The following is a 24,207-nucleotide window of genomic DNA, read 5'->3' as shown; positions in this document are numbered from 1 at the left end:
AAATTCTTTCTTATTTCCTTCTGTTCTTTTTAATGTCTTTTATATTAATTTTCAACGTCCAAAAGCTTTTTATGAACTCGCCTTACTCCAGTTTCAGGTGGTGAGCGGTGGGAGATGCTGATAAATACGAGGTTCTTCAGGATTTGATGAGGAGGAGAGGCTTCGCCTGGGGTAGCTTTGAAATCTACGGCGGTTCACGTGGATTCTACGACTATGGCCCCCTTGGGGCAACGATAAAGAGGAAAATCGAGCAGAAAATCAGGGAGGCCTTTCAGAGGGAGGGCTTTTTTGAGGTTGAGACCCCTGACATAACGCCCGAGAAGGTCTTTATAGCGAGCGGTCACGTCGAGAAGTTCGTTGACCCGCTGGTCGAGTGTAAGAAGTGCGGTGCGCGCTTTAGGGCTGACCACCTCGTTGAAGAGGCCCTTGGAAGGGACGTGGAGGGTCTCTCAGCCGAGGAACTGACCAGGCTCATCAGGGAACACGACATCCGCTGTCCGGAGTGCGGTGGGGAACTGAGCGATGTATGGTACTTCAACCTCATGTTCGAGACGAGAATAGGTCCCTACGGCGACCAGAAGGGCTACCTGAGGCCCGAAACTGCACAGGGAATGTTCGTGAACTTTAGGAGATTGGCCCACTTCGCGAGAAACAAACTGCCTTTCGGAGTCTTCCAGATTGGCAAGGCCTACCGCAACGAGATTTCACCGAGGCAGGGAATGCTTCGCTTGAGGGAGTTCACTCAGGCGGAAGCGGAGATATTCTTCAATCCGAAGGAAACAGAGCATCCACACTTCGATGAGGTCAATGACGAGGTCCTGAGGCTCTATCCGATTGAACACCAGCTCAAGAACCTCGGAGAGATTGAAGTAACCGCTGAGGAGGCCGTGAAGAGGGGCTACGTGATGAACACCTTCTTCGCCTACTACATGGTCATGGTCAAGAGAACCCTTCTCGACATCGGCATTCCGGAGGACAAAATACGCTTCCGCCAACAGCTCCCCGAGGAGAGGGCCCACTACTCACGCGACACCTGGGACGCCGAGATACACAGCGAGCGCTTCGGCTGGGTGGAGTGCGTTGGAATAGCCAACCGCGGTGACTACGACTTAAGCAGGCACATGCGCGAGAGCGGGGCTGACTTGACGGTTCTCATCCACTACGACGAGCCGAAGGTGGTGAGGAAGCTCGAGGTAAGCCTCAACCTCAAGCGCGTCGGTCCGAAGCTCAGGAGAGATGCCAAGAGGATAAACGAGCTGATAAAGAGCCTGAGCGGGGAGGAGAAGCGCGAGCTGGTCGAGAAGCTTGAGAAGGAAGGAAAGGTTACAATCGAGGGCTACGAGCTTGAGAAGGAGGACTTCATAATCAAGGAAGTCGAGGAGAAGATAACGGGCGAGAAGATAGTGCCCCATGTTTTGGAGCCGAGTTTCGGAATAGACAGGCCCTTCTACCTGCTCCTTGAGAACAGCCTCGTCATTGAGGAGGACAGGACCTACCTGAAACTTAAAAAAGACATGGCGCCGATAGAGGTCGCGGTTTTACCGCTGGTCGCCAAGGAACCGCTCAAGAGCATAGCCTACGACGTCTTCAGAACCCTCCAGAAGGCGGGCTTTATAGCTGTCTACGACGAGAAAGACACGATTGGAAGGCGCTATCTGAGATACGACGAGATAGGAACGCCCTACTGCGTGACGATAGACAACCAGACGCCCGAAGACAACACTGTAACGATTCGTGACCGCGACACGAGGGAGCAGGTGAGGGTTAAGATAGAAGAACTGCCCGATAAACTAAGGGAGCTGATTTTTGGGAGCTAGCACTCCCTCTCGATGATTTTTTCGATTTCTTCGTTCAACTCATCAAGCTGGGAACTCACGATGACCAAGACAACAGAAAGGTCAACGTCGAAGTAGTGATGAATGACAACGTTTCTAAGACCGACGATTCTCCTCCAGGGAACCGAGGAATATCTCTCCCTCATTCAGGTAAGAACAGACAGGGGTCTCGCTTAGATATAGACGAGATCCCCCCTTATATGCTCCCAGAAGTTCTTCCTGCTCATAGCGGCGTTTTTCGTGACCAAGTCCACTTTGATTCCGAGCAGGGATTCAAGGTAGTCCTTTAAATCGACTACTGCCCACCCGATCGGCCTTTCAAACTCGACGAGTATGTCCACGTCGCTAAGCTCGGTCTCTTCGCCCCGGGCATAGGAGCCGAATATGGCTATTGACCTAACCCCAAAGCGTTCTCTGAGCTCTTCCTTGTGCTTTCTGAGAATGGCCTCGATTTCCTCAAGTTTTTTGGTCATCGTTTCTGGGTAGTTCGTGAAAGTATAAAAGGCTTAGTGTGAACGCTCTCTATGTCGTCCAAAATCCATCTCATCTACAGGAGGATTCCAAACCGCGTTCTTGAGCGGGACGACGAGGTGATAGCTGATTTAGGGGACATCGTGGTTGCCAAGTCTCGTTTCGAGGGCATGCTAACTCCTCTCAGGGTGAACGGCGTTGAGGTCATTAAGAACGGCTACACGATGGTCTATTTCGCCTTTGTTGGGAAGAACTACGACATTCTGAAGGTCTACGACACGGAAGGAAACTTTAAGGGCCTCTACATTGACGTTTTAGCATATACAAAGCGCGAAGGGAACGTAATCGAGATGCTGGACCTTTTCCTGGACATTTTCGTTTTCCCCGATGGCAGAGCCTTTCTTCTCGACGAGGACGAGCTTGAGATGGCCTTCAATTACGGCCTGATTGACAGGAGAACCCTCGAGTTTGCCTACTCAGTCGCTAGGGCGATACTCGAAAGGCTTAAACGAGGGGAGTTCCCACCGGAAATCGTCTGGAGGTATGAATGGGGGGAGTGGGATGGAGTTCTTGAGGGAGACAAGGGAAGGGACTGTCCTGCTAATCTACGTCCAGCCCAAGGCCAGGAAAAACGAAATCGGGGGAATAGACGAATGGCGAGGTCGCCTGAGGGTCAAAATCAAAGCCCCTCCAGTTGAGGGAAAGGCCAACAGGGAGATTGTTAAGTTCTTCTCGAAGCTCCTTGGAACGGAGGTCGTGATAGTAAGGGGCGAGACGAACAGGGAGAAGGATTTGCTGGTGAGAGGAATGAATAAGGAGGAGGTGAAGAAGAGGCTGGGACTTTAGTTAGCAAGTTATAATTTGAAGTATAAGTTTTAGACCATTGAACCGAAACCTATAAAAATACTATCGCACAACCTTCAACTGCCCACTACTAAATGGGGGGGGCATATGAACAAGAAGAAGTTGGCTGGAGCAATCTTCGGGGTTGTTGTTTTAGTTATTGCGGCAATGGCAACACCGGCAATTGCCACAAACAGTGGGGTCATAACTCTTGACACAATTCTACACGGCAGTTTCTCAACTGCTGAAGTGTACATTGCAGCTCAGTATGCTGTACAAAACAGACAATTTCAGTTGGGTCCCAGTACCAGAGTTCACTTTGGTTCATCCAGCGGAACGGGATCAAATGCGTACTGGTACACAACGGATTCGTATACAGCACCAGCTACTATACAGGCACACGGAACATGGCATCTTAATGCTTATACTCATTATGGGCTAACAGAGGCATCATACGATGGATCAAGTGAACTCCAGATATACCTTGAGCCCTCGGGGAGAACACCAACAGCCAAAAACATTAGTCCTCAGGAAAAGCTCCCTATTAAGTCTGCTGGAAGCACACAGCTTGAGCTGAGAATCATAGCTTACGTTGATAGTCATGGAGGGGTGTCTATCAGCAGATACCTGACTGAAAATGTTGGGGTATCCATTGAGATACCAGTTAGTATTGAGTAATTTTAGTTATGATATCTTTCCTTATTTTTCTGGTATCCAATAGCTAGGGGGAATTCGAATGGAAAAGAGAAAAACCTACACAGTATCTGGGCTCATTTTAATCCTGCTCGGGGTTATCATTGCGTCGTATCCGGTAATTGGATACTGTGCTTCGACATATATTAACAGCCCACATGCCGTTTTAAAACCCGGAAGTAACTTTGTTTATGCAGGGTACTTTCTCACGGGCGATTTCAACCTCCTGTTAGTTTACAACGTTACATACGTCGAAAATAACAAGTTTCAGGTCAAGTTCGACCTTTATAATGTAACCGACCAGAATCACGTGACTATAATTTACTTCACCAGCCTTAACAATCCTGGAAAAATCACTGGAAATCCCCAGCACATATCCGAAAAAACAGTAAACCTGAGTGTGAACGACCCTCTCATAAAAACTCTCTTCCCGGAGAGTAACATAACGATCCACGTTCTGAACTATTCCAAAACATCAAAACTAACAATCAGAAAAATACCCTTTTCGTTTGATTTCTCACCATATTCACTCGGATTTCCTTATATCTACGCTCCTGATTTGCCGGAGCCTCTGGCAAAGTACGGCGATGAGATTGCATACTACAGGACTGAGGATAGGTACTTTGCCAGAACGTTAAGGGTGGTGGGCTCAAACGTTTCCCTCCAGTACCATTCAATCGTGGATGGGATGCCCACACACGTGCCGATTGGTGTGACACCCGAACAACTTGACCTTCAGAAATTGATTCCGGCGGAGATAGTTTCAAATACTACCTGGCGATACATTGAGAGCTCGTACCCTACAATTATGATTTTGGGTCTGCTTAGAACCAATGTTCAGCCGACTCATCAGAACTGGCTTGGAGGGTTAGAGTACAGCTTCACACAGTACAGTGCACCCGTTGACTACGTCCTGATACTGATGGGAATAGTTCTCCTGATACTTGGGGGGAGGGCCGGTCAATGATTGTTGAGGCCGAAGACCTTGGGGTCGATTATGGAAAAACATGGGGGATAAAAAACCTGACATTCAAAGCGAAGGCTGATAGGCTGGCCATTATCGGACATAACGGGAGCGGGAAGACGACCCTTCTTTCCGTTCTCGCAGGAATCAGACATCCAACAAGGGGAAGCGCCAGAATAAACGGGTGGGAGCCATATAAGAGAAAAGACAAGTGGGTTGCCATAAGATACTCCTTCGAAAAACCCCAGTTTAGAATCCCCGTTAGGGTGCGGGATGTTGTGGAGACACTTAGAGCAAATCAGATGTGTTTAAAAATAGACGAGCTTGTCGAGGTTTTGGGGATAACCCCGTTCTTGGACAAGAGGATAGACTCCCTCTCCAGTGGACAGGCACAGCTATGTAACCTACTGGTGGCACTTTCCTGCGACTCCGAAGTTGTTATTCTAGATGAGCCGACTGCACACCTCGATTCATACAGGGCAGGCATTGTGGACGAGCTAATATCCAAAAGAAAGGGTGTAATAATAGCCACCCATGATGTTGAAGAAGGGGAAGCCGTGGCCGATTACTTTCTAATCCTAAAGGAGGGTCGACTTGTATGGCATGGTGGGAGAAGGGAGCTCTTCTCCAGTGACGTTTATGAGGTAACGTTGATTGAAACTGGAACCCAACTGCCTTTTGAAACCATTTATCGCTTTGGGGCAACCCTCATCGTGAGGGCCACCAGCCATGAGCTGGTAGAGATGGTGATAAAGGGAGTTATAGCAGGATTTAAGAGGGCGGGACTGCGCTATGTTTATGCAAAAAGCAGTTAAATGGTACACCAAAAATCTGTTTCCTCATCCAGCAACGGAGATACTGCTTGGGATGATGATACTCAGCACATGGTACTCTCTCATGGACGCCCGGAAACTTGGATTTTACGAGTTTATAGTTATGGTAGAAGCGGTGTTTCTCCCTGTTTACGGCATTCTGATAGCATCCCATATCTTCAGGGATTCAAGAGTTACACTATTTGAGCTTACCCTCTTTAATGGACCCGAGGGAGTGTTCCTCGGGCGTCTAACTTCGGCATTCCTTGGACTGGCTGTTGGTGTTTTCAGCGTTGCGTCTATCACACATATCCAGGGATACTCCAGATTGGCATTCTCAGTCCTCGTTAAACTACCCACCTATCTTGCGATAATGATGGCTCTGATGGTCTGGATGGACTTCATAGCGGGCATAATATCCTTCTACATATTGACCTCTGCAATTCCAATGGCACTTTTTGTGCTTTTTACAAAACCTTACTCCCCGAGCACCGCCATCAGCTTACTTTCATATTTTCTGGCACCCATTGGTGCGACCGTTAATTCGGGAAAACTTTCAGTCTCCATTTCGTCAGGATATACAGCGACTCTTGTTTTGTCGGCATTAATAATACTGTTCTCCTATCTCGGCTTTAAAAAGAAAGACTTCGAACCGCAATAACAAAATAAGGATCACTTCAAAATCCCCAGACTCTCGTTCGTCTTCCCTATGCTCTCCCACTTTTCAGCGAGCTCGAACATCGCCCTTATCGCATCAACGTTCTCGGGAACGACATCGCTCTCCTGGTGCACCGCTTGGATGTAGAATAGCCTGTTTCCTCTCACACTTATGCTCTCCTTCCAGACCGCTATTTCGTAGAGGTTGTTCCACTCGCGGTGTAAATCCCTGGCGAACTCTATAATCTGGGCTGTACTGTCGAAACCCTTCTCCTTTTCAAAGAGCAGAACTCTGGTGGTGTTCTCAAAGATATCAAGGACGTCCTTCTCGGTTATCGGCTTCTTAAGTTCAACCATGATGCTGTGAACGTGCATGAGCGTCGTGGGGACAACAAAAGCGGAAGTCTCGATGTTTATCGGAATTACCGTCTGGACATCTGGGCCATGATGAGATGGAACCGTAACGCTCGGCGTTATGGCGTTTATCGGCCCGCGCTTTGTGTCGTTCGGGTCGGCGGCCCTTCTTATCATCACGGCGTAAACGTAGTCTATGTACTCCTGAATCGCGCTGAGTGTTCTGGTTAACCCCGTCGTGTTGCACGAAACAACCCTGACGTAGTCCTTACCGAGGGCCTTCTCGTAGTTGGCCTGGGCCACGAAGGAAACCTCGGCAACGCTCGCCTTCTCACCGCCCTGAAAAACGGCCTTAACGCCTGCCTTCTCGTAGAGGGGCTTGTTCTTCGCCCCCATTCCGCCGGGAGTGGCATCAACTATCACGTCAACCTTCTCAAGGAGGTCGTTTAAAGTACCTGCAACCTCAAAGCCCGCCTTCTCAAAGCGCGGGAGAAACTCCTCGTCCGCGGCGTAAATCGGGATTCCTCTCTCCCTCGCCAGATAGGCCTCGAAGTCGGGCTTCGTTTTCGTGACACCGATGAGCTCCATATCATCCTGTCTTGAGACCGCGTAGGCCACTCGCTTTCCTATCGTTCCGTAACCGTTTACACCGACTCTGACCTGGGCCATGATAACCACCAGGAATTTTACAACGGTAAAATACTTAAACCTTGCTTTCACCGGCGGTGAATGGTGGGAGATGTTTTAAAGGACCCCGCCCGAACTGGTTCGGTGATGATGGTGTTCGCCGAGGTACTGACGATAGGCGACGAACTCCTTACTGGAAACACAGTTGACAGCAATTCCGCTTTTATAGCGAAGAAACTCATGGAAAAAGGCTACTGGGTGAGGAGGAAAACAACCGTTGGAGACGACGTTGAGGAGATTAAAACCGTTATCCAGGAAATCCTGAGCAGGAAGCCGGAGGTTCTGGTGATAAGCGGTGGTCTCGGACCAACCCACGACGACGTTACAATGCTGGCCGTTGCGAAGGCACTCAACAGAAGGCTCGTCCTCTGCGAGGAGTGCCTTGAGAGAATTAAGAGGTTCTACCGCGAGCTTTACGAAAAGGGCCTCATAGATGACCCCCAGCTCAACGAGGCTCGCAAAAAGATGGCATACCTTCCGGAGGGAGCCCAGCCACTGGAGAACACCGAAGGGGCCGCTCCCGGGGCTTACATCGAGCACGGGGGTACCAAAATATTCGTTCTCCCCGGAATGCCAGGGGAGATGAAGGCGATGCTTGAAAAGGAAGTTCTCCCGAGGCTCGGCGAGAGGAAGTTCCTTCAGAGGAAACTTTTGGCGGAGATAACCGATGAAAGCAAGCTCGCCCCGATACTCAACGAAACGCTGAAGCACTTTAAGGTTAGGATTCACTCCTCTCCAAAAGGCTTCGGTAAGTACATCGGGCTGATCATATTCGGCGAAAGCGAGGAGGAAATAGAGAGGGCGAAAGCCTTCATGGAAAGCCGGGGAATCCGGTTTGAAGAGCTGTAGCGAAAGGATGATAAGCTTCGCGAGGTATCTTGAACGGTGAGAAGATGCTGGAGTGATGCCCATGCTCCCAGCGGAGGTTCGTTCGATACTCGAGGAGATGCGCTCCGAGAGAATAAGGGGCGCGAGCTGGCTTGCCACGAAGGGTGCTGAGGCATACATCGCCCTCGCGGAGCTCCTCGAGGGAAAGGATCTGGAGAAGGCACTGGAAGAGATGAGAACCGAGGTTCCAGCGGTGAACAGGACTATGGCGTCGCTCTACAACCTTTCTCGCTTCATACCCGTAACGGGTAATCCAGAGGTGGTCAAAGCTAAGGCGGAGGAGTTCGTCCGGTTAGCTGAAGAGGCAAAGCGCGAGATCGGGAACATAGGGAGCGAGCTCATTGACGAAAACGAGGTTGTGATTACGCACTCATTCTCCTCCGCCGTTCTGGAGATATTCAAAGCCGCCAGCAGGAAAGGAAAGCGCTTCAAGGTTATTCTCACCGAGAGCGCGCCGGACTACGAGGGACTGGCTTTGGCGAGGGAGCTGGAAAAGTTGAGGGTCCCCTTCGAGGTTATAACCGATGCCCAGCTCGGCCTCTTCGCGGGAAAGGCGACGCTCGCTCTAGTAGGTGCGGACAACGTCACCAGGGATGGAGCCGTAATCAACAAGGCGGGAACCTATCTCCTCGCGCTTGCCTGTCACGATAGCGATGTTCCATTCTATGCAGCCGCCGAGGGCTTCAAGCTCCACCCAGAGCTTACCTCCGATGAGGTCGAACTCGTGGAGAGGCCCTACGCCAGACAGGGCTACCGGGTTAGAAACTACCTCTTCGACGTTACCCCCTGGCGCTACGTCCGGGGTATGATAACGGAGTTCGGGATTTTAGTTCCTCCAAAGGATATCTGAAGCCAAAACCCGAAACAGCTTCCAGAAAACTGCAAAAGAGAAATTAAGGGAAAAGTTCACTCCTCGTGGGCGAGCCAGAGGAGTGCTCCCTTTATGAAGGGCCAGTTGCTGTTTATGTACTTCTTGTGATAGCTGTCGCTCAGGGCCCTACTGGAGCCGTAGGCTATTATCCTGCCGTTTTCGATCTCAACGGCCGCCGCGAGAATCGGTTTGCTTCCCTTCTCGAAGACGACGTTGCCCTCGGCGTCTATGGAGTAGGCGGTCTCATAGGCCCTGATGAGCCAGACAGCTTTCCCGCTTATGGTGAGGGTCTGCCCGCTGTAGTACATAGTCCAGTTCTTCGGAACGAACTTCATCGCCGGGTGGTCCTTGTTGTAGATCCCAACGAAGGGATAGTAGGGCCTGCCGCTGTTGTGTTCCTCGTCAATGAGCTCGTCGGGGTTAAAGTGGATGCCGTACTTCCCTACTATAGCGTTGAAGTTCTCGGTGTTGGCGTACTTGTACCACTCGCCCGCTATGAAGAGTCCGCCACCATTCTCCACGTACTGCTGGAGTGCGACCACCTCGGGCTCGGTGAGGTCGTCCTTTGGATCGAGGAGAATGACGATGTCGTAGTCCTTCAGGGTCTCATAGGTCAGCGGGAGTTTGTTGAGCTCCACGTCCCATCCGAGCTCGTTTTCGATCTTCTCGATCAGGACGCTCACGCCTGCTTTTTCCACGTAGTACTGGCCGTGGGCGTCGTCAATCAGGACCTTGGGTATGTGGATGGTTATGTTCGTGCCCGGCGTCACGTTGGTGCCGTTCATGGGAGCAGGCGTGGTCTCGTTGCCCGGCTGGGCCGCCGGCGGATGACAGATGGGCCAGACCTTTTCCAGTGCCCTGTGGAGGATCGGAAGGACGTCGTTGATCTCGGTCGTGACCTCCCTGCTGAGCATGGCGGCTTTCCTTATGTGCACCATCACGGGGTAATAGTATGAGTTTCTGTAGGGGTTCTGCCGGGCGAGGAGGCCCTTAAGACTTTCGTAGAGTTCGTAGTGCCTCTCTATCTCGGCCATCGTGTCCTCAATCCACTGCACCCTCGGGGTGAGATCGCCGAGGTCAACGCCGCACTTCTGGAGTTCCTCCACCGTCCAGGTGAAGTTTTCGTAGAGCGGGGTGAGGTTCTCCATTTCCCTGCTGTAGAGTCTCTCGTAGTAGGGGGTCAGACCGTAGGCGATGACGTTGGGGTTCGGCACGACCTTGTAGCGGTAGATTCTCTCGTCAATAACGCCCCAGTCCTCCGTTAAAACCCTGATGTCCACGGTCAGCTGTCCCGTGGAGGTCGGGACATAGGTGAGATCGTAAACGGCACTTTCACCCGGGCCAATGTAGTGCGTGACGTTGCCGGCCGGAAGTCCGTTGGCGTAGAGTACCACGCTGACGTTGTCGCCCCTTTCCCCGTTGTTGACGACGGTGACTTTAAACTTCATTGGAATGCCCTTTATGGCATAGTCCGGCTTAACAACGTTGGCTATACCTATCGAGGGGATGTAGAGTTTGTACTCTGTCGGGTAGACCTCTATGACCCTGTACCTGTAGCCTATGCCGATGACGTACTCGAGGATCTTGCCCGGAGTGACGTCCATGATGCCATAGTAGTCGTAGAGGAGAAGCGATCCTGTATCGTCCTCGACGGTTATCGCCTTACCATTTACGTTCACGACGCGAACCCACTCGAGTTTAACGCGCATGCTCTGATACCTGTCGTCCATCTCGGCCGCCTTGACGACCACCGGCTCCGGAAGTTCGGCGTGTCCGATGACCCGATACTTAGGCTTTGCGATCTCGTAGAGACCGTTCCACTTGGCGGTCGTTCCGTTGACCTGGACGACATCACCGGGTTTGACGTCCCTGGCGAAGGACCTCCCAACGTAGACAAATATGCCGCTGTTGGGCTCGGTGCCATTCTGGATGAAGAAGCCGGTGCTCCGGGTTCCAATGACAATGCCGCTCGTGGCGACGAGCTTTCCTTCTTCCCAGTTCTCCCTTATCTCCTTTATCGAGCGGTACTGGGGTCCCTCAGGAAGGGTGTAGACGATCTCGAGGTAGGGTTTGGTGCTGTACCTGCTCTCCTTGGAATTGTAGCTTATCCTCTCCGTGACCTCTCCCTCAACGTCGGAGATGAGCACGAAGCTGACCACCTTATCGCCCTGGAACTCCGCCTTGACAAAGTCCGTGACGTTCCACACCGACCAGTGCTTTGCCTTGTTCTTCCCCCTATTGGAGTTCGGAACGAGATCTCTGTCGAGGAATTCCCCTCGGAGAGGCTTGCTGTTCCAGGTTATTGTATCCTCGCTCCACGAGTCGTTTTCAACGGCGTAGGCGCTGATGTTGACGTCCTTTGAATACGCGCCCACGTAGGTGAACGCATGGAGCCTTGCGCTGACTATTATTGCGTTCTTCGGCAGGCCGGAGAGATCGAACTTTATGTACGTCCTGTAATTGGAGTGGTCCCTGTAATAGGTTCCCACGTAGAGGCTTCCGCTGGATCCGTAGTTTCCGTCGGGTCTGGCGTCCGTGACGTAGGCGTCGTCCGTGGGCTTCAGCTTGGCCGTTGTTTCGGCCGCGGAAACTCCGCCAAAGCTCGTCGCGGGAATCAGGCTGAGCACCAGGATGGCCATCAAAATCAGGCTCAAACGCTTCATGCCATCACCGATAGAAGAACGACGGGATGTGTAAATAAGCTTTTCCGTTGTTCTTCGGCAGTATTATCACGTCCGCAAAACCTAAAAGCACCGCGCCCTATTGAAGGTGGTGGTTAAAATGTCCATTACCACGAAAACCGGCGATAAGGGGCTGACCGGTCTTTTTACTGGAGAGAGAGTTCTCAAATACTCCCCCGTGGTCGAGGCCAACGGGACGATAGACGAACTTGACAGCTTTCTCGGGGAGGCAAAGCACTACGTTCCTGAGGAGATGGCAGAGATACTGGAGAGGATACAGGTTCAGCTCTATGGCATCATGGGCGAGCTGGCAAGCAAAGGGAAGTACGTCAAGGTTGGTGAAGAGGAGATCGGATGGATGGAGGGGTTAATAGCTAAATACGAGGAAGAGTTCCAGATGAGGGCCTTCGTTCTGCCCGGTTCCACGATAGCGAGTGCCAAGCTCGACGTCTGCAGGGCCGTGGCGAGGAGGGCTGAGCGGAAGGTCGCCAGACTCGTTCTGGAATACGGCTTTGGAAAGAGCGCGCTGGTATACCTCAACAGGCTGAGCGATCTGCTCTTCTTAATGGCGCGCGTTATTGAGAAGAGGGAGGGAAAGGTCAAGGAGATCAGTTTTTCCTGAACTCTTTCATCCTTTCCTCGTACCTGTCGAGGAGGAGCTCATTAACCCTCGTCTCAACGTCCTTCAGGGCCCTCTGAGCGTCCTCCAGAGTGGAGCTGACCACTGCAACGCCGAGCCCTCCTATCCGTTTTATCGCTATGACCTTGGTCCCGTTCTTTATGAAGATCTCCAGTTCATCGCCGTTGATTCCCAGTTCTCCCGTCTTCCTCTCCACGTAGCTCAGCACATCCTCGATATGGGCGCCCAGCCTCTCGTTCCCCTCCAGGCTGAGGCCATCCTGGGTTATGACGATTTCGTAGATCTTTGGTTTTCCCCTGCCCCAGATAAAAGACAATATCCTCACTGGCATGTTCCCACCACCCCCCTGAGACTGGCTCCAGCCATGGAGAAATTTAAAGGGGAGGTATTCATCAATAGAGCATTTCTTCGAGCTTTGGAATAACCTTCCTGAGCTCGAGCTTCATCCTGCCGAGGTTGAGCCCCTCGTCTCCGATCACGATCAGGTAGTAATCGCTCCCGATCGGGTTCACGAAGGTCCTGGCGTTCCTGTACTCAAGGATTGCTTCCTTCAGATCGCCGGCCCCGAACTGGTCTCCCATGAGCTTAACCGCCGCGAGGAGCTCGTGCAGGACGCCGGCGATGGCCTCCCTGTCCAGATGCTTCTTCATCGCTGACTCTATGACGAGCCCGTCTCTATCGACGACGATGGTTCCAACGACACCGTCTATGTCCAGCATATCGGTGAGTATCTTGCCCATGACGAGGTCCACCGCCGCCATCCTCTCACCTCCCATGTTTTTTCAGCGTTTAGTAACAAAAGGTTATTTAAAAAGTTTACGCTCCCTTTCCGGTTTTTTCCTCAGGAGAGTGTCTCGCATCGTCTATCAGGACATCTCCACGAGTCACCCAGAAGTAGAGCACCACGAGGCCCATCCCTGCCCAGAGACCGAGCGAAACTATCCACGCTGGGAACCTGTCGAGGAGAGGACCGACGGCGAGGAGGCCGAGCGGACCAGCTGAGTGTATGAGAACGGCCATCGCCGAAAAGACCCTCCCCCGCACCTCACTGGGAACCGTGCGCTGGATTTTGGCGTTTATCGGCACTCCTATGAATGATTCAACGGCCCCCCAGAGAACGTTAACGCCCGCCAGGAGGAAGAAAGCAGAAGCCGTGGAGAGACCGGCAAAGGGGCTTATGATCCACGTAAATACCAGTATCATGACGCCGTCGAAGAGGAGTGCATGAAAGAGGTACCTTCCGGCCTTCTTCCCGAACTTCGCCGCTATCAGCGCGTTTCCTATCAGCGCTCCAGCCATGAAGACGCTCTCCAGGAGGCCGAACTGGTAGCTTGAAAACCCAAGGACTTCCCTGATGGCGTAGGGCATCAGAACGGCTCCAAAGGGCTGACCGAGGGCCATCAGCAGGATGGCAAAACCAATGAGTGTTCTGAGATAGGGGTTTGATCTGAAAAACGCTATCCCCTCTTTTATGTCAGAAACGACCTGACCGAGACTCCCAAGCTCTTTAGCCTTCCACTCGTATTTGATGAGAATCTCAAAGAGACCCGAGCCGAAGAAGCTGACCGCGTTGACGAGGAGAGCTAAGGCGATGCCTCCGACCGCGTAGATGAAGCCACCGAGGGCCGGACCGACGAGACGGGCGAAGATGTTGAAAGAACTCGCTATCGAGTTGGCCCTCTCAAGCTCATTCGGGTCAACGAGGTCGGGAAACATCGCGCTCGTTGATGCTCCAAAAAATGCTCCCATCGCGGCCATCACCACCTGGACGACGAGGAGCTGCTTGATTGAGAGTAAATTGAAGGCCAGAACTCCGAAGAGAAGAACTCCGCGCGCCAGGTCGAAGCCGACCATCAGGTGCTTTCTGTTGTAGCGGTCTCCAACCACGCCGGCAAAGGGCATGACAATCAAAGCTGGCACCATCTCTGCTAAGATAAATGCCGTCATAGCCGAGCCACTGTGCGTTTTGTCGAGAACGTAGAGTGGCAAAGCAACATCCTGAACCGCCCAGCCGAGTTGTGAAATAAAGCGACCCACCGCAAAGAGCCAGAAGTCTCTGCCAAGCCCTTTTCGAGTTTCCATCCAAGACCCTCCGTCGAATTGGGGAATAACCCTCGCTATGTTTTATTGGACAATTCGGTAATTATTTAATCAAATAAGCTCCACCCTCACGTCCCCGTTGGCAGTGCTTACCCTGACGGTGAACTCCCCGGTGCCGATGACCGGCTCGTTCGGGTCTATGCCGACAAACTCAACGTCGCCGTTGGCCTTCTTCGTCTCTATCCTCGCATCGCAGAAGTCCGTGAGGCGAAGAACGATGTCGCCGTTAACGCAGCTCGCCTCCACGTCGCCTTCTAGTTCCTCGATGGTTATCTCAAGTTCTCCGTTGACGGTTGAAGCTTTGAGTGGTCCAGCAACGCTTAAATGGGCCGTTATCTCTCCGTTGACGGTGGAAAGCTTTTCGACCTCACAGTCCTCAATGTGAATCTCACCGTTAACAGTTGTGACCTCCCCGAAGCGCACACCCGTAGCTTTAAGCTCGCCGTTGACGTTCCTGAAGTTAACGACCGTCCCCTTTGGGAGTCTTAGCTCAATCTCGGCCCAGCCTTCGGAAGGCTTTGGAATGAAACCGAGCAACTTTTTACCGATTAACCTCTCCTTAACCACGAGCTTCTCTCCAACCTGTTCCGCCTCAACTTCAACGTCACCGTGAAGAGCGTAGTTCACCTCGATGTGGTCATTTTCCCAGCCCTCAATCCTAACCCTGCCGTTAACTGCCGTTACCTCGACTTCCTTGACGTTCTCAAATTCCATTGTCTTCACCCCAGATAGTCCATCAGCTCGTCAATGAGTTCCTTCACGCGCTTGTTCAGGAGCGTCCTGTTGATACCCAAACCTTCAATGAGGCCGGCGCTCTGCTCCTCAACTATCTCCTTTGCCTTCCTCACGACGAGCCTGTAGGCCCGCTCGTCTTCTATGGTGTATGTCTTCCCTCCCGTCCTTATCCTGACTGTGCCGTCCCTGGCCGAGATTACAACGTCCTCGATGCGTATCTTTGCCCTGCCTCTCCCAACAGTGACGGAAACGTCTCCCGAGCGGAGCGATACGGAATCGCCCAGACTCAACGTCTCGTCTCCGCTCCTGTAGGTGACCCTGTTGCCTTCTACTTCAATCGAGAACTCCTCGGTCTGGATTTTCAGCCTGTCCCCGACTTTTGTGAGCTGGAAACCGTTGCGGAGCTCCCTGATAGTGAGCATCTCCCCCGGTTTCTTGACCTTGCCCTCATGGATATGTATCGGCCCGACTTTGAGCTCCTGGCCGGTGGGCGTCTCAATGACCTCGATGAAGGGCAACTTCACGTACTCAAATTCCTCGCCCTCGTAAACCTTGATTATTCCGAGGTCAACGGCCGTTGAACCCTTCCTAGCCTTCCTGTAAAGCCTGTCCGGGTTAATTAACCTCGATGCCCTCTCGACAAAGGCCTCGTCGGCTTTAACTTTCTTTCCAACTTCCAGCTTGCCCCACACGGCGACTGGGCTTGAGAGGACTTTCTTTATCTTTCCGAGCGGTGTCTCGGCTTCAACCTCAACGCTTCCGTCTATAACCCAGCCGACCATCTTTCCTCCGAACTTTACTGGATAGGCCTTCCCGCTTCCCCTCAATATTACATCGCCGAAGTCGGCACCGCTGAACTCGTAGGCCTTCTTCTCGACCTTCCACTCAAACCTGTCACTCTCTGCCCTTCCCAGGAGTAGACCGGCTATTGCCAGCACAACCGAGTAGGCGAAAGCCCTGCCTGCGAGGCTGTGAAGGTCCTCTGGCATTCCAAGCCACCCACCAACGTAGAGGAATACGCTCGTCCAGAAGAAGGCCTTTGAGAGGGCAAATATAACCCCGCTGAGTGTAATACCGAACCATTTGCCAACCCCCAGCAGTTCGAAGGAGAATATCAGCGCGATTATCGCGTAAACGAGGTATTCGTTGTAGCTCTCCAGTCCGAGGTGGCCTTTGAAGAGCCATACTATCAAAAGCACCGCGGTGAGCTTCTTCAGGTACTCGGCAACCTTAAACCTCGGGCTCTCATCCACAAAGGGATAACTCATTCTTCCACCTCCCCAAGGGCGGTTATAATCTCAAGCAGGCGCAAAAACAAACGCCCGTCGGGCGAGATTTCGTACTTGTCACCTTTCCTGACCATTCCGGTTCTCGTGAGGAGCTTGAGGTGATGGGAAACCGTTGGACTCTCGACGCCTAAAGCTTCCTTTATCTCCTTGAAGCCCATCGGCCTCCCGGAGAGCATTTTGAGAATTCTAATCCTGTCCGGGTTTGCCAAGGCCTTGAGCGTCTTCGCGGCTTTTTCTTCGTCCAGCTCAGGAAGTTCTCCGTCGCTGAGCTTCTTTCTCAACCGGGCCTTTATCGAGAGCATTACCTCATCAACGGGATCTATGTTCTCTTCAAGGAGTTCCAGCCTCTTCTTCAGCTCCTCGAGCTGGAACTTCAGGTCTTCCATTCTATCACCTGGTACAGATTTCTGTAGTACACTTTTATGTACTCCTTAAAAGGTTACCGATCTTTCGACACACTTTTAAACGCTGAGACCATCGATTAAACCATGAACATCGCCGAGATGCTCGCGCTGATCGGACTCGGGTACCTCCTGAAACTCGTGGTTAGGAAGGAAAAGCCCTTTGACTGGCTTCGATTCATTACCAACGACGTTCTCCTGGCTTTCTTCGTCTTCGGGAACGTCGCGAGCAAGGATTTGGGTTATCTGCTCAGCATAAAGACAGTCTTCCTCTACGTCTTCCTGATAATTGGCATAAGCCTGTCCGCGTCCTATCTCTACGGTCGCATTAGGCTCAAAAACGACCCCTGGGCCGGTGCGCTGATGGTGCTCTCGGTTTACCCCAATACGGCAGCACTCGGCTTTCCAATAGCGAGCCTCTTCCTAAACGACATAACGCCGGCCATACTCTACTCGACGACCAACTCGATGATAGTTATTCCAATCGTGACGTTCATAGCTGCCCACTATTCAAGCGGTGGTGCGAGCGTTAAGGAGAGCTTCCTCAAGGCTCTAAAGTTCCCGCCGACGCTTGCAAACCTCCTCGCTCTTGGCCTCGTCGTCGCGGGAGTCAAACTGCCAGACTGGTTTATCGAGCCGGTTAAAACCATCGGCTGGCTCAGCATCCCGCTCCTCCTCATATACTTCGGCTCGAGGATAACGCTGAGGGCCTTCGAACCTAGAAAGCTCCTCGAGGTTGGAGCCTTCAGGATAGCGATTCCATTCCTTTTCGTTTCCCTAACACTCAGGAACGCGAGGCCCGAAATCTTCTACTCCGTTTTAATTGAGGCCAGCATGCCACCTGCCATAGCGGCCAACGCGATTTTAGCCCAGTACAGGCTCAAGGCCGATGAGGCGATAAGCGTTACCTTTGTGCTAACACTGCTTGTCATCGGTCTTTTCGTAATTTTGAAGGCCTTTTCGGGCTGAATAAATTCCTTAGGTTCCCCAAAGGAAAGGGTAATAAGGTTTTGCGCCCTATTTTACGGCTAACACTTCCGTGGGGTGTTTGCATGGGGCTGTTTGGAAAACTGAAGTCGGGACTTAGTTCTGCCTCCAAGCACCTCAAGAAGAGGCACTTTAAGATGACCATGGGGGAGCTTGCGGAGAACTGGGAAAAGCTGAGGGATGCGGGAAGCCTTTACTTCAGCCTCACAAGGGAAGGTCAGACCTACGAGATCGACAAAGTTCGCAAAGATGGAGAGGGGAAGTGGGAGAAGATTGAGATCTGGTACTACGCGGAGAGCGAGGATGAAGGAGTCTACGAGAGAGAGCGCGAAAGGTTTGACCCGACCGTTGAAGTGTGGGTTCACCTGAGCGAGGCACAGTACGAGAAGCTGGTCGAGAAGCACGGGGACTTTCTCAAAAAGTTTGAGTGGTGAGGGTGGTTGGTATGATGCCGAGACGGGGACTTGTAAAGCTCCTTGTGGTCTTTGTTGTTGCCTTTCTCGTGATTGCAAGCGGGTGCACGGGGGGAAACGGGGGAGGAACCACCCCTACAGAATCATCGGCAGGGGGATACACCTCTCAGACAGAAGGGCCATCCGCAAGCTCCCCCATGCCGCAGATAACGAACATTGAGGATATTTACGGGATAACACACATAAAATTCTCCTCCGACGGGACGAAGTGGATATCCCTCTGGGTTGACGGCTCCAGGTGGGACTCCCACGAGCCCGGGTCCCTTTTCGGAACCTATGACTCGGCGTGGTTCTATTCCGGAGGAAACCTCTACCTCTTTGAGTACGCCGGTGACATGCTCTACTCATACGCCAAGGATGGGGATAGAACACCCTACCCGTGGGTTGTCGTCAAGGTGCCATACACGGCGGCTGACTTTGACCGGGCAGGACCTGAGGCCTCGATAGTTCTCCTCGACAGGGGCGGGAACCTTCACCTAATCGTCTACGACACCGATGAGACCAAGTACTGGCCCAGCGAGGATGAGCGGAAGCTGGCTTACCTCCCCAAGGTGAAGGAGGAGTTTTCCTGGGCCGTAGGAGGGAGCAACCTTGCGGTTGGCTGGGACTACGACGGGAACTACATCTACTACGTCACCTGGGGAGGAAACAGGGTCTGGGTCGTGGGATTCACCAACGAGGGGCTGAGCGACCTCCTCGACGGCAATGGAAAGAAGCCCGGGCCGAAGGTTTTCACCTTTGATTCGCCGGTGAATGCGGTAATAGTTGGAGAAAACGGCCTCTACGTATGGGAGGGGAACAGGCTTCACGTCTTCAACACCCTCTCAGGCCCTGAAGCTCTGGAGGAGTCATCCGTGGTTGAAGTCCCCGAGAACGGCCACTATCATCTCGACTTCGGGGAGAGCAGTGACGTTCTCACCTTCTACGACGGAAATAACGTTCTGATACTTCACCTTACAGGAGATGGACTTGAGAGAAAGGAAACGGCAAGTTTACCCGGTTATGATTTCGTTGGATACGATTCTCAGAACTGGGTTATCTTCGCGTTCAAAGGCAGTCAGCTGGACTTCTACGACTACGACCCAGACATCTCAAAGGCCACATATAAAGGAAGCCTGAAACTCCCCGTTAAAGCTAAGAGCGGCCACGCCTTTATCTCAACGGAAGGAGATGCCTACGCCTACTTCTGGGGCATTGACGGGAGGTATTACGCCGTAAACGGTGAGTTGAACGAGGAAGAGCCCGCGGGAACCTCCGGCGAATCCGAAACGGAAACTCAGACATCAACCCAGACGTCAAGCCCTTCAACCGAAACCCAAACAACTACGAGCACAACGGCACCGGGGCAGTCCGGTTCTGCGGATGTCCTTCAGAACCCCTTCAATGTGGAGGGAATCAACTTTACAAGGGGGGATTATCACTACTTCGGAGTTAAGATTGTCCCAAGAGAGGGCCACTTGGAATACTTCCCCTACGGAGACGAGGTTTATCTATACCACCTCCTCGGCAAATACGTCTTCAGGATTTCACCCTGGCCCTATGACTATTGGAACGGCTATTCCTCAGAGCCAGAGCTGAAAGTCCCGACTCCCGACCTTCTACCCGTGGAGCCTAAGGCCTTCTACGGCGTTCCAAACGGGGACGATTACCTTCTCGCTGGTAAGGACGGAAAGCTTCACATTCTTGTAGGCTATGGGGACGAGACTGAGATCAACGGCGTAACCGTTGATACCTTCAAGACCCACATAACCTACGATTTCGACGCCGATGGCGTTGTCATCGACAAGAACCACTACGAGTACATAGCCTGGAAAGGAAACCTACTTAGGGTCTATGCCTACACAGATGACGAGCACTACCAGATGTGGGACAAGGGCAGGGAGATTCGCGTTAGTCCGGCTGTGTATGAACTGCCGGAGAGGATAGTTGAAGTCAACCCGTATCTCGATGACTACTTCCTCGTCGTCAGAACGGAGGGAGGGCTCTACCTAATCGCCAAGCCCAACGGCTATTACAAGGACGACCACAACATCTACCGCGTAGTTAACGGCTATGTAAAATTCGTTGGGGCTATACACTACTGGGGAATTGGGGCGTTAATCGTTTACAAGGACGGAACTGTCTACCATTTGGACGTCAACTACGACTCCGATGAGCACACTATAGAGGTCACGATTGGTGCTAAGGTTGAAATCCCCAACGCTGTTGGCCTCTACGGAGAGCACTCACAGGAGCCGTACTTCGTCGTCTCCACCTCTGATGGAAAGTTGCTGGTCTACGATTACGTCTGGGACAACACGAAAAGGGCTTACGTCTTCAAGCTTGCCAAGGGCTACGACCCTGGAGTTCCGCTGGTGAAGCTCTACACGGATTACAGGCCGGAGTGGAAGTGGATAAAGGTTCTGGGGCTCAGCGATGATGGAACGTTCTACAACCTTGAGATAAGCGAGCCGAAGGAGGGATGATGCTCCTTTTCTTTTTTCCGTTGATTATGCGCTCAAATCTTAGCGATGCTCCTGGAGGTAATGGGATTTGAAGTGGGGAAAACTCATCATCGTGGCGCTTTTGGTGCTTTTTGTTCTTGCGAGTGGTTGCACAAACCCAAGTGGGGAAACGCACTCAAGTTCTCCAGCGGAGAGTTCCCACACTCCAACACAAGGAGCTGAATCACGCCAGACGGGAGCAAGTGAAACCTCGACGACAACTGCCAGACATCCAGAGGGGATACAAACCCACAGGCTACTCAACCGCACGGTCGTGATAAACGCCACCATGGTTCCCGACGCTACTTGGGAATGCTCGGAGAAGGCGCCTTCCGTTATAGAGGGCTACTACAATGTCGTCAGGAGAGAGGAGAACGTCTCGGGCTTCTTTGACCTTTCGGTGGTTGATGAAAGTTCTTTGACTGAACTCCATCAGGCACTCTACGGGGCGGTTGACTTCAAGGACCTGAAGATAGAAAACCTGGAGTGCTTTCCAGTAAGTACGAAGCTCGTGGCATGCAGATACCATTACTCGGCGGTTATCACGAAGGATGAGCAACAGAGGGACATCGAAAGGGACTACGTAACGTTTCTTTCGGGGGACAGATGCAAAATAATCTGGACGGAGGCGGAAGGATGAAGCTCGCTCCACTTCTGCTCGCGGGGCTTTTGGTGCTCTCCATCTTCTCCGCTCCCCTGATAAACTCGGCTGGGACCAGTGTAGATTTGGAGAACCTCGACACTGACGGAGACGGACTGAGCGACGCCTTTGAGAGGTCTCAAGGTAGCTCACCTGCCAGTCCCGACAGCGATGGAGACGGGTTGAGTGACAGACTTGAGTTTCTCTATGGAAGCGACCCAAATCGGCAGGATAGTGATGCAGACCATCTAACCGACTGGGAAGAAATCTTCAAGTACGGGACGAATCCGAGGAGTTATGACACCGATGGGGACGGTTTTACCGACTACAACGAGCTCACCGGGAGGTACCTCGTTCAGGGAGTGGAAAAAGGGGTTCCAAGTGACCCTACAAATCCAGATACCGATGGAGATGGCCTTGACGACTACTACGAAGCGAGGGTTCTCACGTACCTCTTTGGCAATGAGGAGAAGCCGTTCTACACCAATCCGGACTGGGATGACGACGGAATTCCGGATGGAAAAGAGCTCTACCGCTATGATGGCAGATACCCGAAGGATGCCATAGTTTACAAGGCTGGCATGTCTCCTCCACCGAGCCCGCTCTTCAACACAGCCTATTACCTATGCTTCCTGAGTCCCGACTGCGACGGCGACGGTCTAAGCGACGGGGAGGAGCTGGTACTCGGAACACTCGTCTATGCGAGAGATACAGACGGTGACGGCCTCTGGGACGGCTGGGAGGTCAAGCTCGGCAGTAACCCCTTCAAGGGGGACACCGATGGCGATGGACTAAGCGACATTGAGGAGATTATGCCAGAGCTGGTAGAGATGAAACTTGGTGGTGGAGTTCCATCGTGGCTACCGGAGAACCTCAAAGAAACAAAAATCTGGGACGGGGTAAGTGAGACGGAAATGAACCTCTCAGAATACCTTGAGTACTATATCATCCAGGCCAGGTGGGGAAGGAGCCTCTTCTGTTCCCCTGACGAGAAGAGTTTGAGCGTTCGTTATAGCATTCCCGAGGACGTTTTCAGGGGAAAAACCTTTGAGCACGATGGTCGGGTGTGCTTCATTCTACCGGCCACGGACCCAGATAATCCAGACACCGATGGAGACGGTTTGAGCGATTATAAGGAGCTTCACTTTGAATACCTCTACGCTGTCTACAACCGCGAGAGCAACTCCACGTACCTCCTCGAAGGGAACCCGATAGTCCTCGATCCGACCAATCCTGACACGGACGGCGATGGAATCCCTGATGGGAGCGACCCGGTTCCCGCTCATTACGACTTTGATGACGATGGTCTGATAGAGGACAACGCCTGTGCCTTCACAACGGACTGCGACGAGGACGGCGTTACGGATTGGGTGGAAAACCGTTCGAAGACCGACCCGACAAACCCAGACACAGATGGCGACGGCCTTACCGACTGGGGGGAGCTCTTCTGGTACAGTACTAACCCCCTCGTGCAGGACACCGACGGGGACGGCTTCACGGATTTTGAGGAGGTCAAAGTGGGAATTGACCCAAGAAGTCCAAACTCGAAGCCTTCAGAACCGCCATCTGTGGAAAAGCCGGAATATAGGAAAGTGGACACCGCCCTCAGGGAAACACCAAGGCCGAAGGTTCGCAAACACATCGAGTTCCTTCTGGACGGGAAGAAGATTAAACCAGACGAGTTCATCACCGTGGTCGTTGATAGTGACTCGGTCAGCTTCGAGATAAAGGCCGACCCGATAACGGTAATTTTGCCGAACGGAAACGAAACGGATTACGAGCTTACGCGGGTGTCAGTACGGGGTGACGACAGGGACAAGCTGGAAAAGGTAAGCGAGACTGAATACAAGCTCAACCTGCCGAACGTCACGGAGATTGGCTTTGTCTTCATCTCCTTCACGGTGGAGCTCACCTTCCCCGACGGGAGCGAGGAGAGGTCCTACACCTATGAGTTCAACATTGAGGCGAAGTACAGGGCAAAGCCCGAGGTGATGCTCGTAAGCTCCGAGTGGCTCAACAGCACCGACGCTGGTCTTCTCTACTTCGAGTGCCACCACTGCAAGAACGTCACGATAAGTGCGCCGGGAGCTTTAATCAACGGAGAGGTCAAGAGAATCATAGACTTCGGCTCGACGAGGCCGGTTAAGTATTTCTACGCGAGGCTAGTCCCGAGACGCTACGAACTGCCTGGGGAAGAGAACGTCGGCGTTATCTACACCAGGTATGAGAACAGCGTTGAAGTCCTCAAGACTGGAAAGGACATAGGCATCTTAACCGCCAAGATGGTCGAGGCGAGGAGCGTTGGCGCGAAGATAACCTACGGTATGGTGGCTTTGGCGAAGGGAGTGAAGACAATAGTCGGGGGCGTTGAGGCCTTCATTCCAGAGGACGAGGAAATGCCTAAGACAAATGGGGTTGAAACTCCCGACTCGGTGCGCTTTGACCGTGAGGCCTTCAAGGAGGGCCTGCTGGACTGGGTGAAGGAGCAGTTAGTTGACAAAACCTTCGACTACGTCACCGAAAAAGCCGTCCAGTACGCCAACGAGGCCGAAATTGAAGCGAGAAGGGAGAAGACAACCTATCGCGTGACGGTAAAGGCCTGCAACGAATACCACTGCGAGGTCTATGGCTTCACGGTTTCCGGCTACGGCTACGACTTTGGGTGAGGTTTTTAACCTCCCCGCTTATTCCATTTTGGTGATA

At 52.5% G+C, this 24,207-nt stretch carries 24 protein-coding genes and 1 pseudogene; 15 read left to right on the top strand and 10 right to left on the bottom strand.

Features of this window, described 5'->3' with window-relative positions:
- Positions 1-107: 107 nt before the first annotated feature.
- Entirely contained in the window at positions 108-1,817 is a 1,710-nt protein-coding gene (gene glyS / locus MV985_RS03505; protein WP_297462325.1) for a glycine--tRNA ligase, read from the top strand.
- On the opposite strand, the gene MV985_RS03500 is transcribed toward glyS, so the two are convergent.
- Both MV985_RS03500 and MV985_RS03495 read right to left on the bottom strand, forming a co-directional pair.
- Positions 1,814-1,981 carry a HepT-like ribonuclease domain-containing protein gene (locus MV985_RS03500; RefSeq protein WP_297462323.1) on the bottom strand — a complete coding sequence of 56 codons (168 nt, stop codon included), beginning with the start codon at positions 1,979-1,981 and terminating at the stop codon, positions 1,814-1,816. The genes glyS and MV985_RS03500 overlap by 4 nt on opposite strands.
- A gap of 27 nt (positions 1,982-2,008) precedes the next feature.
- Positions 2,009-2,308, bottom strand: a complete 300-nt coding sequence (locus tag MV985_RS03495) for a nucleotidyltransferase family protein (protein ID WP_297462321.1) — start codon at positions 2,306-2,308, stop codon at positions 2,009-2,011.
- 51 nt (positions 2,309-2,359) lie between these two features.
- Here MV985_RS03495 and MV985_RS03490 point away from each other — a divergent pair.
- The 6 genes and pseudogenes from MV985_RS03490 to MV985_RS03465 all read left to right on the top strand — a co-directional run.
- A pseudogene (locus MV985_RS03490) lies at positions 2,360-2,851 on the top strand (DUF402 domain-containing protein); the annotation flags it as partial.
- Between the two features lie 16 nt (positions 2,852-2,867).
- The gene (locus MV985_RS03485) at positions 2,868-3,152 is read left to right on the top strand and encodes a DUF167 domain-containing protein (protein ID WP_297462318.1); all 285 of its coding nucleotides are present in this window, start codon (positions 2,868-2,870) and stop codon (positions 3,150-3,152) included.
- Positions 3,153-3,257: 105 nt separating this feature from the next.
- Positions 3,258-3,827, top strand: a complete 570-nt coding sequence (locus MV985_RS03480; protein WP_297462317.1) for a hypothetical protein — start codon at positions 3,258-3,260, stop codon at positions 3,825-3,827.
- Between the two features lie 58 nt (positions 3,828-3,885).
- The gene (locus MV985_RS03475; RefSeq protein WP_297462310.1) at positions 3,886-4,809 is read left to right on the top strand and encodes a hypothetical protein; all 924 of its coding nucleotides are present in this window, start codon (positions 3,886-3,888) and stop codon (positions 4,807-4,809) included.
- Positions 4,806-5,621, top strand: a complete 816-nt coding sequence (locus MV985_RS03470) for an ABC transporter ATP-binding protein (protein ID WP_297462301.1) — start codon at positions 4,806-4,808, stop codon at positions 5,619-5,621. The genes MV985_RS03475 and MV985_RS03470 overlap by 4 nt, the downstream gene beginning before the upstream one ends.
- A 55-nt stretch (positions 5,622-5,676) precedes the next feature.
- A complete protein-coding gene (locus tag MV985_RS03465; protein WP_297462271.1) occupies positions 5,677-6,279 on the top strand; it encodes a hypothetical protein in 603 nt (200 codons plus the stop codon).
- Between the two features lie 11 nt (positions 6,280-6,290).
- On the opposite strand, the gene MV985_RS03460 is transcribed toward MV985_RS03465, so the two are convergent.
- Positions 6,291-7,298: a phosphorylating glyceraldehyde-3-phosphate dehydrogenase gene (locus MV985_RS03460; RefSeq protein ID WP_297462435.1), complete on the bottom strand. Its 1,008-nt coding sequence runs from the start codon at positions 7,296-7,298 to the stop codon at positions 6,291-6,293.
- A 111-nt stretch (positions 7,299-7,409) separates the two neighbouring features.
- Here MV985_RS03460 and MV985_RS03455 point away from each other — a divergent pair, with 111 nt between their 5' ends.
- Positions 7,410-8,165 carry a molybdopterin-binding protein gene (locus tag MV985_RS03455; protein WP_297462430.1) on the top strand — a complete coding sequence of 252 codons (756 nt, stop codon included), beginning with the start codon at positions 7,410-7,412 and terminating at the stop codon, positions 8,163-8,165.
- Positions 8,166-8,226: 61 nt separating this feature from the next.
- The gene (locus MV985_RS03450) at positions 8,227-9,054 is read left to right on the top strand and encodes a translation initiation factor IF-2B subunit alpha (protein ID WP_297462426.1); all 828 of its coding nucleotides are present in this window, start codon (positions 8,227-8,229) and stop codon (positions 9,052-9,054) included.
- 56 nt (positions 9,055-9,110) lie between these two features.
- Here MV985_RS03450 and MV985_RS03445 read toward each other — a convergent pair whose 3' ends face one another.
- Entirely contained in the window at positions 9,111-11,738 is a 2,628-nt protein-coding gene (locus MV985_RS03445) for a DNRLRE domain-containing protein (protein WP_297462260.1), read from the bottom strand.
- A 118-nt stretch (positions 11,739-11,856) separates the two neighbouring features.
- Here MV985_RS03445 and MV985_RS03440 point away from each other — a divergent pair, with 118 nt between their 5' ends.
- On the top strand, positions 11,857-12,378 hold the full coding sequence (locus MV985_RS03440; protein ID WP_297462417.1) for a cob(I)yrinic acid a,c-diamide adenosyltransferase: 522 nt from the start codon (positions 11,857-11,859) through the stop codon (positions 12,376-12,378).
- On the opposite strand, the gene MV985_RS03435 is transcribed toward MV985_RS03440, so the two are convergent.
- From MV985_RS03435 to MV985_RS03410, 6 genes are all read right to left on the bottom strand, one after another.
- Entirely contained in the window at positions 12,365-12,727 is a 363-nt protein-coding gene (locus MV985_RS03435) for a hypothetical protein (RefSeq protein ID WP_297462242.1), read from the bottom strand. The two genes, MV985_RS03440 and MV985_RS03435, sit on opposite strands and share 14 nt — an antisense overlap.
- Before the next feature lie 61 nt (positions 12,728-12,788).
- Positions 12,789-13,157 (bottom strand): roadblock/LC7 domain-containing protein, encoded by a 369-nt coding sequence (locus tag MV985_RS03430; protein ID WP_297462235.1) that lies wholly within the window; start codon positions 13,155-13,157, stop codon positions 12,789-12,791.
- A 55-nt stretch (positions 13,158-13,212) separates the two neighbouring features.
- Positions 13,213-14,478 (bottom strand): MFS transporter, encoded by a 1,266-nt coding sequence (locus MV985_RS03425; RefSeq protein ID WP_297462224.1) that lies wholly within the window; start codon positions 14,476-14,478, stop codon positions 13,213-13,215.
- 69 nt (positions 14,479-14,547) lie between these two features.
- Entirely contained in the window at positions 14,548-15,210 is a 663-nt protein-coding gene (locus MV985_RS03420; protein WP_297462209.1) for a DUF4097 family beta strand repeat-containing protein, read from the bottom strand.
- Between the two features lie 5 nt (positions 15,211-15,215).
- Complete coding sequence (locus MV985_RS03415) at positions 15,216-16,499, bottom strand: hypothetical protein (RefSeq protein WP_297462195.1); 1,284 nt, start codon at positions 16,497-16,499, stop codon at positions 15,216-15,218.
- The gene (locus MV985_RS03410) at positions 16,496-16,906 is read right to left on the bottom strand and encodes a metalloregulator ArsR/SmtB family transcription factor (RefSeq protein WP_297462186.1); all 411 of its coding nucleotides are present in this window, start codon (positions 16,904-16,906) and stop codon (positions 16,496-16,498) included. Before MV985_RS03410 ends, MV985_RS03415 begins: the two co-directional genes overlap by 4 nt.
- A gap of 102 nt (positions 16,907-17,008) precedes the next feature.
- Here MV985_RS03410 and MV985_RS03405 point away from each other — a divergent pair, with 102 nt between their 5' ends.
- The 5 genes from MV985_RS03405 to MV985_RS03385 all read left to right on the top strand — a co-directional run bounded on the left by MV985_RS03405 (position 17,009) and on the right by MV985_RS03385 (position 24,170).
- The gene (locus MV985_RS03405) at positions 17,009-17,890 is read left to right on the top strand and encodes an AEC family transporter (RefSeq protein ID WP_297462167.1); all 882 of its coding nucleotides are present in this window, start codon (positions 17,009-17,011) and stop codon (positions 17,888-17,890) included.
- A gap of 83 nt (positions 17,891-17,973) precedes the next feature.
- The gene (locus MV985_RS03400; RefSeq protein WP_297462158.1) at positions 17,974-18,342 is read left to right on the top strand and encodes a hypothetical protein; all 369 of its coding nucleotides are present in this window, start codon (positions 17,974-17,976) and stop codon (positions 18,340-18,342) included.
- Between the two features lie 11 nt (positions 18,343-18,353).
- Entirely contained in the window at positions 18,354-20,846 is a 2,493-nt protein-coding gene (locus tag MV985_RS03395) for a hypothetical protein (RefSeq protein ID WP_297462151.1), read from the top strand.
- 67 nt (positions 20,847-20,913) lie between these two features.
- Positions 20,914-21,504: a hypothetical protein gene (locus tag MV985_RS03390; RefSeq protein ID WP_297462141.1), complete on the top strand. Its 591-nt coding sequence runs from the start codon at positions 20,914-20,916 to the stop codon at positions 21,502-21,504.
- Positions 21,501-24,170, top strand: coding sequence for a calcium-binding protein (locus MV985_RS03385; protein ID WP_297462130.1), 2,670 nt, complete (start codon positions 21,501-21,503; stop codon positions 24,168-24,170). The genes MV985_RS03390 and MV985_RS03385 overlap by 4 nt, the downstream gene beginning before the upstream one ends.
- Positions 24,171-24,207 lie beyond the last annotated feature (37 nt).

Origin of the sequence: Thermococcus sp., assembly GCF_027012695.1 — an archaeon.
Classification (GTDB): Archaea; Methanobacteriota_B; Thermococci; order Thermococcales; family Thermococcaceae; genus Thermococcus.
Note: the sequence above shows the minus strand (reverse complement) of the source record. Positions and strands in the feature narration are given on the sequence as shown.